Consider the following 12,814-nt stretch of genomic DNA (forward strand, 5'->3'; position numbering starts at 1 on the left):
AGGCGGACCCGGCAGGACTTGTCCAAACACCTGGTGGATGCGGCGCCGCGAGGCACTGGCTATAATGCGATTGACACTATAACCTGTTGGAACAGATGCAATTTGCGTCGCGGAGAGAAGATTCATGATTAAACGCCTGGTCGCTGCAGCAGTGCTCGCCACGACAGGTTGCGCGGCCTACCCGGACGAACCGATGACACTGGAAGCGGTTTCGGCCGCAGCGAAAGATGGCATAGCCTTTGTCGATAATGACTACATTTCCGCTCGGCAAGCCACCAACCCGGACCTTCTGCTCCTGGACGTGCGCACGGAGCGCGAATTCAATCTTGGCCACATCCCCGGCGCCACATGGATGGCGCGAGGCGTGGTGGAGTTCCAGATTGCCAGGACGGTGCGCGATGCAGACACCGAGATCATTATTTACTGCGAGACGGGAAATCGCGCGGCGCTCGCGAAGAAGGCGCTGGACGCTCAAGGCTATCGGAATGTCGCGGCCCATCAGGGCTTCGAGACCTGGTCCGGGGCGGGACGGCCGCTGGAGAACGAGATCGGCACGCTCCAGCTCATCGAAGGGCGAAAGGGTAATTAGACTGACGTTGACACAGTCACAAATAGCCGCCGCCCGCATCCAGTGAGTTCCCACCCCTCGCACGCCCACAGGTTAACGTCCGCCTCCACGATAAACCACCCGCACCCCCCAAACCAAAAAGGGCCCAACCTTCAGGCGGGCCCTTCTCTAAATCTCATGCCACCCCGAAAGGCGGCCGCGTGTCCCTAGCCGACGATCTGGTCGTCCGTGAAGAATTGCGCGATCTCGATTTCGGCGTTCTCGGCGGAGTCCGAGCCGTGCACCGAATTCTCGCCAATCGACAGCGCGAACAGTTTGCGGATCGTGCCCTCGGCGGCGTCGGCCGGGTTGGTCGCGCCCATCACGTCGCGGTACTTGGCCACGGCGTCGTCGCCTTCCAGAACCTGCACCACAACCGGCGCAGAGGTCATGAATTCCACCAGTTCGCCGAAGAAGGGGCGCGCCTTGTGCACGCCGTAGAATTCTTCCGCCTGCGCCTGGCTCATCTGGATGCGGCGCTGGGCGACGATGCGCAGGCCGGCCTTTTCGATCACGGCATTGATCGCGCCGGTCAGGTTGCGGTTGGTCGCGTCAGGCTTGATGATGGAAAATGTACGCTGGACAGCCATGGGGAGGTTCCTGTTGTGTGGGATTTGAAGTGCTGGCGCGGCCTATAGCGGCGCCCGCCCGCCGGGGCAAGGACAGAGCGCCGCCTTGCGCAAACCGGACGCAGGGCGTAGGGCGCAAACAGCTTCAAATCCGCAAGGTTTCACCATGACAACGCTCCCGCCCTGCCCCAAATGCCAGTCCGAATTCACCTATGAAGACGGTGCCATGCTGGTCTGCCCCGAATGCGCCCATGAATGGGCCCCCGGCGAGGCCGCAGAGTCCGGCGCGGAGGTCATCAAGGATTCCAACGGCAACCCGCTCGCCGATGGCGACACGGTCACCATCATCAAGGATCTCAAGGTGAAAGGCAGCTCCCTCACCGTGAAGCGCGGCACCAAGGTCAAGAACATCCGCCTCGTCGACGGCGACCATGACATCGACTGCAAGATCGACGGTATCGGCCAGATGGGCCTCAAATCGGAATTCGTAAAGAAGGCCTAGACGCCCGCCTCGTTCCAGCCGCCCTTCGGCGTCTGCTGGAAATAGCGGGTCACCATGCCGGCATCCTTCGCCGCCTTGAACTGCGCCCGCGCCTTTGTCCGCGCGCCGCTGTCGCCATCGTCGAACATCACCATGCAGCGCGTATAGGGCGCGTCCACCGGCACGGTGACGCCGTCCATCAGCACGAGGGCCGCCGCCCCGTTCACATTCTCCACCTTGGCTGACAGCAGCACCGGCTGGCGCGCGGCGTCCAGCCCCGGCGCCTCGGCCTGGCCATGCGGCAGGAAGCTCTTGTCCTCATAGGTCCATAGCGCGGCGTCCAGCGCCGCCCGCCGCTCGGCATTGGGCGAAACGGCCAGCACGCGCCACCCCGCCTCCAGGCATTTCGCCATCAAAGGCGCCGCCGCCTGCTCCAGCGTCGTGCGGGAGAGATGATAGAACCACCATTCGGGGGCGGCGGATGAGGAAGGCGCGTCAGACATCAGCGGCCCTCATCCTCCCCCGCCTGCGGGGGAGGTGGTGGGCTGCACAGCAGCTCGGAGGGGGGGGAATCTTCCACGGACGCAAAACGCCCCTCCGCCCCTGCGGGGCACCTCCCCCGCAGGGGGGGGGAGGATAAGGAGTGTACGCCTTGGCTCACATCAGTCCTCGTAATTCTGCGCGATCCAGCGGTCCAGCAGGCGCGGGCCGAAGCCGGAGGCCCAGCTGACGTCAATCGCCTCCTTGTGCCCCTCAACCCATGCCACACCGGCAATATCGATATGCGCCCATTTCACGCCGTCCTTGACGAAGCGCTTCAGGAACTGCGCCGCCGTGATCGAGCCGGCCGCCTTGCCGCCAATATTGCGCATGTCGGCAAACTTGGATTTCAGCAGGCTGTCATATTCCGGCCCCATGGGCAGGCGCCACACGCGCTCGCCCTCGGCAAGGCCCGCCTTGGTCAGCTCGTCGGCCAGGTCGTCGCTGCCCGTGAACAGACCGGCATGATGGTGGCCCAGCGAGATCACGATGGCGCCGGTCAGCGTCGCAAGGTCGACAATCGCCTTCGGCTTGAAATGCTCCTGCGCATACCAGAGCACGTCGCACAGCACGAGGCGGCCTTCGGCGTCCGTGTTCTGCACTTCGATGGTCTGGCCGGAGGCGGATTTCAGGATGTCGCCGGGGCGGATCGCATCGCCGTCCGGCATGTTCTCGACCAGGCCGACAAGGCCCACGACGTTGACCTTCGCCTTGCGGGCCGCCAGCGCGCGCATCGCCCCGGTCACCGCCGCCGCGCCGCCCATGTCGCCGCGCATCTCTTCCATGCCCGGTCCCGGTTTCAGCGAGATGCCGCCGGTGTCGAAGCAGACGCCCTTGCCGACCAGGATCACCGGATCCTCGCCCGGCTTGCCGCCATTCCATTTCATCACGCCCAGCTGGCTTTCCCGGCGCGACCCCTGGCCGACGCCCAGCAGCGCGCCCATGCCCAGCTTCTTCATCTCCTTCTCGCCGAGGATTTCCACCTCGACGCCGAATTCCGACAGGTCCTTCAGTTTCGCGGCAAAGCTCGCCGGATACAGGTCGTTCGGCGGCATGTTGACCAGGTCGCGCGCAAGGTTCGTTCCTTCCGAAGCGGCCTCCAGCGGCGCGAACGCCGCCTTGGCGGCCTTGGCATCGTCCACCACCAGCGTCACAGAGGTCAGGCTCGGCTTCTGGTCGGCCTTCAGCTTCGTGAAATAGCTATCGAATCGATAGGCAGCCAGCTTCGCGCCGAGCGCCACGAGCGCCGCATCCCCGGCAGAGCCGGCATGCACGGCCAGTGACTTGAACCCGCCACAGGCATGCGATTTCACCAGACAGGCGCCAATCGACTCCCAGACGCGCGCATCGCGCTTCTTCACCTTGCCGCCGCCGATCAGCACGGCCCGGCGCGCTTCGGCGCCTTTTGGCAGCACGACAACCGCCTGCTGGTCCTTCTTGCCGTCAAAGCGCGCGCCCGAAAGCGCCTCGGTCAGCAGGCCGCCAGACGCCGCGTCCAGAGCCGCCGCTGCGGTCGGCAGGCCCTCGCCCTCATCGATGATGAAAGCAACGATATCGGCCTTTGCGGCGTCGGCGAAAGAAATCTTCATGTGTGTATTCTCCATTTGTGACGGAAACTAAACGTCGACGGGCGCAGCGCAACTCGTTAGCTAAGAAAAAAGCAAGCCCCATACCGGGCAAAATACCGGAATTTATTGTCCACTTGAGCGAATGAGCAAAGTCCAGACCTATCTTTTCTATGAAGTGCTGCGCGCCGTTCTTGTCATCGTCGGTGGCTTGGCCATGCTCGCACTGCTCGCGCAAGGCCTCGCGCGCACCGATCTCATCCTCGAAAACCGCCAGTCGGCCCTGACCTATTTCTATATCGTGATGCTCGGCGCGCCCCAGGTCATCGCCCTGCTGACGCCGCTGGCCCTGTTCGTGGCGGGCGTCTGGTCGCTCAACCGCATCCACAAGGACAGCGAGATCGTGGTGGCCCAGGCGGCCGGCATGACGCCGTGGCAGATCGCCTCGCCGATCATGCGCCTCGCCGTCCTGTGCGCCATCGCGCACCTGGCGGTCAATCTCTGGGTCCAGCCATCGGCCCAGCGCGCCATGCGCGAGACCGTCTCCGAAGCCCGCGCCGACCTCGCCGCGGCCCTCATCCGCCCCGGCCAGTTCACCTCCAACGGCGAGCGCCTCACCTTCTATGCCCGCGAACTGATCAATGGCGAACTGCGCGGTGTCCTCATCTCGGACATGACCGACCCGGAATACCCGACCGACATTCTCGCACGCAGCGCCGCCCTCGTCGAAGTCGAGGGCCACCCCACCCTCCTCCTGCGTGACGCGATCAGCCAGCAGCTGGATGACAATCAGCAGCTCTCGATCCTCGAATTCGACCAGTACATGTTCGACCTCACCGATTTCATGAAGGAAGACTCAGACCTCGTCCTCAAGGCATCCGACAAATACCTCCACGAACTCGTCTTCGTTGACCGGTCGAACTATTTCGAAGCCAAGGAAGCCGACAGCCTGCTCGCCGAGGCCCATGCCCGCCTGACCACGCCCCTCCTGAACATCGTTATGGCCATGATCGCGGTCTTCGCCGTCCTCGGCGGCGATTTCAGCCGCAAGGGCTATGGCAAGCGCATTGCGATTGCCTCCGCCGGCGCCATCACAGTGCTCATCGTGCAGCTCGCACTGCAATCGGCCGCCGCGGGCGATCCCGCACTAAACATCCTGCAATGGCTGCTGCCGGTCAGCGTCATCAGCGGGGTCGGCTACATCTATTTCCATCGCGGCCGCAAGATTGGCCGGGTAGAGCCGCCTGACAGCCGCCGCCTCCGGCCCGCCGATCCGGTGCCAGCATGACCTTCACCTTCTCCCGCATCCAGCGCTACATCCTGCGCGAATGCCTGACCGGCCTCGCGCTCGTGCTGGGCGTCCTGCTGCTGGCCATCCTGATGATCGACGTGGTGGAACAATTGCGAACGGTCGGCGGCGACGTGAAGCTCAGCCTCGCCGGCGCCCTGCGCCTGTCGCTGATGAAACTGCCGCAGATCGTCGAGCAGACCCTGCCCTTCGCCATTCTTGTCGCGTCCATGCTGGCCTTCACGCGCCTCAACAGGCGTTCGGAACTCTCCATCATCCGCGCCAGCGGCATCTCGGCCTGGCGCTTCCTCGCCCCCGTCATCGTGATGGCGCTGGTGCTGGGCATCCTGACCACCACGGTCCTCAACCCCTTCGCCGCCCGGCTGACGGAAACCTTCGAGCTTGAACGGGCCCGCCTCCTGAATGAAGGCCGGCAGACCATGACGGTCTCCGATACCGGCGTCTGGCTGCGCCAGGGTGACGATACCAGCCAGATCGTCATCCATGCCAAGCGGGTGGAAGACGGCGGCATCGTGCTGATCGACGTGAAGCTGATCGAGGAAGAACGCCTCTTTGCCGGCAGCCAGCCAACCAATGACTATGTCTTCGTCCGCCGCATCGACGCCGACCGCGCCTACCTGCGCAATGGTTTCTGGCAGCTCGAGAACGTTGTGGAGAACGTCCCGAACCTGCCGCCCGAGCGCAAGCCGAACCTCGCCATCCCGACATCGCTCGACGCCGTCACCCTGCTCGACAAGTTCGCCTCGCCCAATACGATCGGCTTCTGGAACCTGCCGCGCTTTGTCAGCCAGACACGGGCAGCCGGCCTTGATGCCTCGCGCTACACGATGCGCTGGAACACATTGATGGCGACCCCTGCTTTGTTCGTGGCCATGGGCCTGATCGGCGCGATTGTCTGCCTGCGCCTGTCACGTCTTGGCGGCACGTCGCAGCTTCTCGCCATCGGCTCGTTGCTGGCCGTCGGCCTCTACTTTTTCACGCAATTCTCGTCGAGTCTCGGGGCCACAGGCGCTGCACCGCCAGTTGTTGCGGCCTGGAGCCCCCCCTTGTTCGTGCTCTTCGGCACGCTCACCTGGCTCGCCTACCGGGAAGATGGCTGATCCAGTTCCGGCCTTGACATATAGCGCCCGCGCACCCCATCACTCCCGCCCTTAAAGAGGTGCCCCCATGAAACTTGTCGTCGTCGAGTCGCCCGCAAAGGCTAAAACGATCAACAAATACCTCGGCAAGGACTACAAGGTTCTGGCCTCCTACGGACACATCCGCGACCTGCCGTCCAAGAATGGCTCGGTCGATCCCGAGAATGATTTCGAGATGGTCTGGGAGGCCGATTCCAAGTCCGCCAAGCGGATCACGGACATCGTGAATGCCCTGAAGGACTCCGACACGCTGATCCTCGCGACCGACCCGGACCGCGAAGGCGAGGCCATTTCCTGGCACCTGGTCGAGGCTCTCAAGAAGCGCCGCGCCCTCAAGAAGGACGTGCATGTCGAGCGCGTCGTCTTCAACGCGATCACCAAGAATGCGGTCACCACGGCGATGGAACACCCGCGCCAGATCGACCAGGAACTGGTCGACGCCTATCTCGCCCGACGCGCGCTGGACTATCTTGTCGGCTTCAATCTCTCGCCCGTCCTCTGGCGCAAGCTGCCCGGCAGCCGCTCGGCCGGCCGCGTGCAGTCCGTGGCCCTGCGCATCGTCTGCGACCGCGAGAACGAGATCGAACTGTTCCGCCCGCAGGAATACTGGAACATCGCCGCCACACTGCGCGCCCCCGATGGCACCGATTTCGAGGCCCGCCTCCACGCCCTGGATGGCGACACGTTGAAAAAGTTCACCCTCGGCAACAAGGGCGACGCCGACAAGGCGCTCGAAATCGTCAAGACCGGCGGCTATACGGTCTCCAGCGTCGAGGCCAAGCCAGTCAGGCGCAACCCGCCGCCGCCCTTCATCACCTCCACCCTGCAACAGGAGGCCTCCCGCAAGCTCGGCTTCGGCGCCAAGCGCACCATGCAGGCCGCCCAGAAACTGTATGAGGAAGGCCGCATCACCTATATGCGAACCGATGGCGTCAACATGGCCGAAGAGGCCTATGCCGCTGCGCGCAGCATGATCCAGTCGAACTATGGCGCCCGCTACCTGCCGGAAAATACCCGCCGTTATTCCTCAAAGGCCAAGAACGCGCAGGAGGCCCACGAGGCCGTCCGCCCGACAGATTTCAACCTGCGCCCGGAAGACTATCACGGCGACGGCGACCTGAAGCGGCTCTACACCCTGATCTGGCGCCGCGCCGTCGCCAGCCAGATGGAAACCGCCCTGTTCGAGCGCACCACGATCGACCTCCTGTCGAAAGACCAGCGCGCCCAGCTGCGCGCCACCGGCCAGGTCCTCGTGTTTGACGGCTACATCAAGCTCTATACCGAAGGCCATGATGCCGGCGACGATGATGACGATGCCGAAGGCCGCCTGCCCAAGATGGACCAGGGCCAGCATGCAGACCTGTTGAAGGCCGACGCCAACCAGTCCTTCACCCAGCCGCCCCCGCGCTATACCGAGGCCAGCCTCGTCAAGCGCCTCGAAGAGCTCGGCATCGGCCGTCCTTCCACCTATGCGTCCACCATGTCGACGCTGGAAGACCGCGGCTATGTCCGCATCGAGGGCAAGGCCCTGATCCCGGAAGACAAGGGCCGTCTCGTCACCGCCTTCCTCGAAAACTTCTTCGCCCGCTATGTGGAATATGATTTCACCGCCGGTCTCGAGGAAAAACTCGACGTCATTTCCGACGGCAAGCTCGACTGGAAGGCCTTCCTGCACGAGTTCTGGAAACAGTTCGCCGCCGACATTGACGGCACCAAGGACCTGCGCGTCTCCGCCGTGCTCGACGCCCTCAACGAGACGCTCGGCGCCTATGTCTTCCCGCGCACCGATGCCGACGGCAACCCGGTCGAAAACCCGCGCCAGTGCCCGCTCTGCAAGGAGGGCGAACTGTCCATGAAGCTCGGCCGGTTCGGCGCCTTCGTCGGCTGCTCGCGCCACCCTGACTGCAAGTTCACCCGCCAGTTCAGCGCCGATGGCGACGCCGCCGCTGCGATCAATCCCGATGGCAACGAGATCGGCATCCACCCGGAAACCGGCGAGATGATCTATCTCAAGACCGGCCGCTTCGGCCCCTATGTCGAGATGGCGAATGGCGAGAAGCCGAAACGCGCCTCGCTCACCAAGGCCGAGAAGGAAAAGCCGGAGGATCTGACCCTCGACCGCGCCGTGGAGCTGCTCATGCTGCCGCGCGAAGTCGGCCGCCACCCGGAAGACAACGAGATGATCCTCGCCAATTTCGGCCGTTTCGGCCCCTACGTCCAGCACGGCAAGACCTATGCGAACCTGAAAGACCCGGCGGACGTCTTCTCCATCGGCCTCAACCGCGCCGTGGCGCTGATCGAGGACAAGAAGGCCAATCCGGGCCGTGGCCGCGGCGGCGCCACACCGCTGAAGGAACTCGGCAACCATGCCGATGGCGAGCCCGTCCAGGTCTTCGCCGGCCGCTACGGGCCTTACGTGAAGCATGGCAAGGTCAACGCCACGATCCCGAAAGAGATCGCGCCCGAGACGATCACGCTCGAACAGGCCGTGGAATTGGTAAACGCCCGCGCCGCAGCTGCGCCCGCCAAGAAGAAGGCCGCTCCGAAAAAGGCCGCCGCCAAGAAGAAACCGGCCGCAAAGAAAAAGCCCGCCGCGAAGAAGGCCGACTGATCCGGGCCGGGCCCGCAAGGCCCGGCATGGACGTCACGCGATGCGCCTCTCGCCCCGCCAGATCTTCCCCTATGCGGCCATCGCGGCCTGCGTGGCCTGGATCCTTGCGCTGCAGGGCCCGCCGTCGCTGCCGCCCCTCACGGAAGAGGTCATCGCGCCCGCGCCTGCGCCCCGGCCAGCCCTGCCCGTGATCTACGACTTCCCCGTCACCCTGTCGCTCTGCCCCCGGCTCGGCATCGCCAACGCCCCGCACGCGGACCTCGCCCTGCATATTATCGGCTACACCGCCACCACCCGGGTCAATGGGGTCACCCTCGCCCGCGCCCCGGTCGAACGGGCCTGCTTCTCCTCCGGCTTCGGCGCCCGCAATGGCCAGGCCCATGCCGGCATCGACCTCTACAATCGCGATCCCGTGGCCATCTTTGCGGCGGGCGACGGTACGGTCCGCGAGGCGCATTACCGCCCCGATTACGGCAACATGCTGGTCATCGACCATGGCCACGGCGTCTTCACCCGCTACGCCCATCTCGCACGGCCCACGGGCTTTTCCGAAGGCGAAACGGTCGCCGCCGGCCAGATCATCGGCGTGATGGGCAACACGGCGGCCTACCGCATCCCCCGCCACCTACACTACGAAATCCTCACCGGCACATGGGGCCAGCAGGCGGGATCGTTCGCGCTGACGCCCGTCGACCCCCTAGCCCTGGAAGATACAATCCGGTAAATTTCTCTTTCTAGGAGACTTTTTAATCCAGTGATTGTATAGCCCCGCTTGATGGGCGGACAAGCACAACTCGGCACTCAGATCAGGGCGGTCCTCCCGCTCGTGGAAAAACTGTCGTTATCGCGGCAGAAAAGGCTGAACCGGCTCGTCCGGCAATTCCTGCACGATGTCGAATTCCGCGATGCCAGCGTGAAGGATCCCACGCCGGAAGCTCCCCTCAGGGTTGCATCCCATGCCTGCCTCCTCTTGCTGAACCGGCAGCAGGACCGCTTCCATATCGGCCTGCGCATCGTCATCCATGCCAACGGCATTGATCCGCGGCCGGGCGGCAAGGCACGCCAGTTCCGGTGGGGCCACATAGACATCGACTGGGCCGAAATCAGTCAGGATGGCGCCACATCCGCCGCAGGCATCACACGCGTGATGCACGAATTCGCCCACCGGCTAGACAGCCACAATATGCGCGCCAACAGCACACCGGCCTTGCTTTCCACCCAATGCCACGCCACATGGGCCAAAGTGATGGAGGAGGAACGCGACGTCCTCTGCGCACGACTGGACTATGGCGTCCCAACGCCCATCGATCCCGCCGCTGCGACAAGTCACGCCGAATTTTTCGCATGCACAACGGAAGCCTATTTCGAGCAACCGGACATGCTGCGGTACCATTTTCCCCGTGTCTACGCACAGCTGGCCCATTTCTACGAGGACGGCGCGCAGGCATTTCCCACAAGCCTTTCCTTTGAGAATCCCCTATATCCACACACATGACATTTCCAGATAAACAGACTGTCCTCGATTACATTCGGGACAACCCCACCGCCACCACGAAGCAAGCCATCGCCAAGGGCCTCCGGGTCAAGGGCGAGGAACGCAATGTTCTGCGCGCCATCCTCAAGGAACTCGAAGCCGAAGGCGCGCTTGAGCGTACCGGCAAACGCGCCTGGGCCCAGGCCGACCGGCCGCCGCCCACCGGCGTCGTCGAGTTCACCCATGTCGACAAGCAGGGCGACCTGATCGGCAAGTCCATCGGCGACAATGGCCCGTTCGGTCCCGACATCATCTATGCCGGCCCGTCGGGCAAGCCGAAGGCGAAAGCCCCCGGAATCGGCGACCGGGCCCTCTGCAAGATCAGCGAACGCGACGGCGAATGGCGCGCCCGTTCCATCACGATCTTTGAAAAACGCCTCTCCGACCGCCTGATCGGCCTCTATTCCACCGGCCCGCGCGGCGGCAAGGTCTCGCCCGCCAGCCGCAAGGAACGCCGCGAATTCGTGATCCAGGACGCCGACACGCTCGGCGCCAAGGATGGCGACCTCGTGATCGCCGAACCCAAGCCCCAGGGCCGGCGCCATTATGGCCCGGCGCTTGGCGAGATCACCGAGATCATCGGCCACATTTCCGATCCGCGCTCGGCCAGCCTCCTCGCCATCCATGCCCACGACATCCCCACCGAATTCCCGGAAGCCGCCCTCGAACAGGCGCGCAACCCGAACCCGGCACCCAGCGAACGCGAAGACCTCACCCAGATCCCCCTCATCACCATCGACCCGCACGATGCGCGCGACCATGATGATGCCGTCTATGCCGAAAAGCTGGATGATGGCTGGCGCGTGATCGTCGCGATTGCCGATGTCGCTGCCTATGTCACCGAGGGCTCGCCCCTCGACAAGGAAGCGCTCAAGCGCGGCAACTCCACCTATTTCCCCGACCGCGTCGTGCCCATGCTGCCCTTCGAGCTATCGGCCGACGAATGCTCGCTGAAGGAAGGCGAACTGCGCCGCACGCTGGCCGTCGAGATGATCTTCGGCACCGATGGCCACAAACGTTCCCACCGCTTCATTCGCGGCATGATGAAATCGGCTGCCAAGCTGTCCTACGAGGAGGCCCAGGCCGCCATTGACGGCAAGCCCGGCGGCAAGGCCGGCGAATTGCTGGAAGACGTGCTCAAGCCGCTATGGGGCGCCTATGCCGCCCTCGCCAAGGCGCGCGACAAGCGCGCACCGCTCGATCTCGACCTTCCCGAGCGCCGTATCCAGTTCAAGGAAAATGGCGAGATTGACGGCATCTACACCAAGGAACGCCTCGAGGCCCACCGCCTGATCGAGGAAATGATGATCCAGGCCAATGTCGCCGCGGCCGAAACGCTGGAGCGCCAGAAAAGCCCGCTCATCTACCGCGTCCACGACACGCCGACCGATGCCAAGATCGCGGCCTTTGCCGAATTCCTGCAGACCATCGAACTGAAATGGTCGATCGGTGAACGGCCCCAGACGCACAGGTTCAACAAGCTGATCGGCGAACTGAAGGACGGCGAATACGACCAGATGGTCACCCAGATGATCCTGCGCACACAGGCCCAGGCCATCTATAGCGAGGAAAACCTTGGCCATTTCGGCCTCAACCTCGTGCGCTATGCGCACTTCACCTCGCCGATCCGCCGCTATGCCGACACGATCGTCCACCGCGCCCTGATCTCGTCGCTGAAGCTCGGCCCCGACGGCCTCAGCAAGGAAGCCGCCTCGCAGCTGGAACAGACCGCCCAGCACATTTCCGATACAGAGCGCCGCTCGATGGCTGCCGAGCGCGAAGCCACTGACCGCTATCTCGCGATCTTCCTGAAAGACCGCGTCGGCGCCGAATTCGAGGGCCGCATTACCGGCGTCACCGGGTCCGGCCTGTTCGTCCAGCTCGCCGGCATCGGCGCTGACGGATTCATCCCGATCTCCTCGATCTCGAACGATTACTGGGTCCAGGACGAAGCCGCTATGGCGCTCTATGCCCGCGGCAGCGGCGAAACCTACAGCCTCGGCCAGACCGTCCGGGTCAAGCTGAAGGAAGTCACGCCCCTGCAGGGCGGCCTGCTGCTGCAGATGCTGTCCGATCCGATGCCCGCTCCGGAAGGTCGCAAGGAACAGCGGCGCAACATGGATCTTGGCCACGTTCCCCGCCGTAAGGGTGGACCGCCGCGTTCCGGCAAGCCAAAGTTCAACAAGAAGACGCTCCCCAAGCACAAGAGAACAAGCCGCGCCAAGGGACCAAAGAGATGAACACGCGCCTGCCGGGTCTGAAATCTGCCTATGACAAGGAGGATGATGGCGACGTCGTCCTGACCAGCCAGCCCAGCCCACGTCCGAAGGATGCCGCCACGCTGATCCTGGTCCGCCGCGACGGCCCCGCGCCGCGCGTCCTGCTCGGCAAGCGCTCCGGCGGGCACAGCTTCATGCCGGACAAGTACGTGTTCCCCGGCGGCCGGGTGGACCCGCACG

At 64.2% G+C, this 12,814-nt stretch carries 11 protein-coding genes and 1 pseudogene; 9 read left to right on the forward strand and 3 right to left on the reverse strand.

The genetic code is table 11. The annotated features are described in order from the left end of the window. The first annotated feature begins 124 nt into the window (after positions 1-124). Positions 125-589 carry a rhodanese-like domain-containing protein gene (locus VR74_RS13390; protein WP_299950517.1) on the forward strand — a complete coding sequence of 155 codons (465 nt, stop codon included), beginning with the start codon at positions 125-127 and terminating at the stop codon, positions 587-589. 185 nt (positions 590-774) lie between these two features. Here VR74_RS13390 and ndk read toward each other — a convergent pair whose 3' ends face one another. Continuing rightward, positions 775-1,197, reverse strand: coding sequence for a nucleoside-diphosphate kinase (gene ndk, locus VR74_RS13395; RefSeq protein WP_045697611.1), 423 nt, complete (start codon positions 1,195-1,197; stop codon positions 775-777). A gap of 145 nt (positions 1,198-1,342) precedes the next feature. Between ndk and VR74_RS13400 the strand changes: the two genes are divergently transcribed. Then, positions 1,343-1,678, forward strand: a complete 336-nt coding sequence (locus tag VR74_RS13400; RefSeq protein WP_045697612.1) for a zinc ribbon domain-containing protein YjdM — start codon at positions 1,343-1,345, stop codon at positions 1,676-1,678. Here VR74_RS13400 and VR74_RS13405 read toward each other — a convergent pair. Together VR74_RS13405 and VR74_RS13410 are read right to left on the reverse strand one after the other, a co-directional pair. Then, entirely contained in the window at positions 1,675-2,160 is a 486-nt protein-coding gene (locus VR74_RS13405) for a DNA polymerase III subunit chi (protein ID WP_045697614.1), read from the reverse strand. The genes VR74_RS13400 and VR74_RS13405 overlap by 4 nt on opposite strands. 159 nt (positions 2,161-2,319) lie before the next feature. Then, positions 2,320-3,786 (reverse strand): leucyl aminopeptidase, encoded by a 1,467-nt coding sequence (locus VR74_RS13410; RefSeq protein WP_045697617.1) that lies wholly within the window; start codon positions 3,784-3,786, stop codon positions 2,320-2,322. A 121-nt stretch (positions 3,787-3,907) separates the two neighbouring features. Between VR74_RS13410 and VR74_RS13415 the strand changes: the two genes are divergently transcribed. The 7 genes and pseudogenes from VR74_RS13415 to VR74_RS13445 all read left to right on the forward strand — a co-directional run. After that, on the forward strand, positions 3,908-5,050 hold the full coding sequence (locus VR74_RS13415) for an LptF/LptG family permease (protein WP_045697618.1): 1,143 nt from the start codon (positions 3,908-3,910) through the stop codon (positions 5,048-5,050). Then, a complete protein-coding gene (gene lptG, locus VR74_RS13420; RefSeq protein ID WP_045697620.1) occupies positions 5,047-6,171 on the forward strand; it encodes an LPS export ABC transporter permease LptG in 1,125 nt (374 codons plus the stop codon). Before VR74_RS13415 ends, lptG begins: the two co-directional genes overlap by 4 nt. Before the next feature lie 67 nt (positions 6,172-6,238). Further along, positions 6,239-8,821, forward strand: a complete 2,583-nt coding sequence (topA, locus tag VR74_RS13425) for a type I DNA topoisomerase (protein ID WP_045697622.1) — start codon at positions 6,239-6,241, stop codon at positions 8,819-8,821. Between the two features lie 187 nt (positions 8,822-9,008). Next, positions 9,009-9,545 carry a M23 family metallopeptidase gene (locus VR74_RS21065; RefSeq protein ID WP_299950520.1) on the forward strand — a complete coding sequence of 179 codons (537 nt, stop codon included), beginning with the start codon at positions 9,009-9,011 and terminating at the stop codon, positions 9,543-9,545. A 51-nt stretch (positions 9,546-9,596) separates the two neighbouring features. Next, a complete protein-coding gene (locus VR74_RS21070) occupies positions 9,597-10,316 on the forward strand; it encodes a M90 family metallopeptidase (RefSeq protein WP_299950523.1) in 720 nt (239 codons plus the stop codon). Continuing rightward, on the forward strand, positions 10,313-12,595 hold the full coding sequence (gene rnr / locus VR74_RS13440) for a ribonuclease R (protein WP_045697624.1): 2,283 nt from the start codon (positions 10,313-10,315) through the stop codon (positions 12,593-12,595). The genes VR74_RS21070 and rnr overlap by 4 nt, the downstream gene beginning before the upstream one ends. Beyond that, a pseudogene (locus VR74_RS13445) lies at positions 12,592-12,814 on the forward strand (NUDIX hydrolase); the annotation flags it as partial. The gene rnr and the pseudogene VR74_RS13445, both read left to right, overlap by 4 nt.

The sequence above is a fragment of the Hyphomonas sp. BRH_c22 genome (assembly GCF_000961795.1).
GTDB lineage: Bacteria > Pseudomonadota > Alphaproteobacteria > Caulobacterales > Hyphomonadaceae > Hyphomonas.

Coding starts and splice junctions, on each gene's coding strand:
- VR74_RS13415 (WP_045697618.1), top strand. CDS start 3,908: ATGAGCAAAGTCCAGACCTATCTTTTCTATGAAGTGCTGCGCGCCGTT.
- ndk (WP_045697611.1), bottom strand. CDS start 1,197: ATGGCTGTCCAGCGTACATTTTCCATCATCAAGCCTGACGCGACCAAC.
- VR74_RS21070 (WP_299950523.1), top strand. CDS start 9,597: ATGGGCGGACAAGCACAACTCGGCACTCAGATCAGGGCGGTCCTCCCG.
- rnr (WP_045697624.1), top strand. CDS start 10,313: ATGACATTTCCAGATAAACAGACTGTCCTCGATTACATTCGGGACAAC.
- topA (WP_045697622.1), top strand. CDS start 6,239: ATGAAACTTGTCGTCGTCGAGTCGCCCGCAAAGGCTAAAACGATCAAC.
- VR74_RS13400 (WP_045697612.1), top strand. CDS start 1,343: ATGACAACGCTCCCGCCCTGCCCCAAATGCCAGTCCGAATTCACCTAT.
- VR74_RS13405 (WP_045697614.1), bottom strand. CDS start 2,160: ATGTCTGACGCGCCTTCCTCATCCGCCGCCCCCGAATGGTGGTTCTAT.
- lptG (WP_045697620.1), top strand. CDS start 5,047: ATGACCTTCACCTTCTCCCGCATCCAGCGCTACATCCTGCGCGAATGC.
- VR74_RS13410 (WP_045697617.1), bottom strand. CDS start 3,786: ATGAAGATTTCTTTCGCCGACGCCGCAAAGGCCGATATCGTTGCTTTC.
- VR74_RS13390 (WP_299950517.1), top strand. CDS start 125: ATGATTAAACGCCTGGTCGCTGCAGCAGTGCTCGCCACGACAGGTTGC.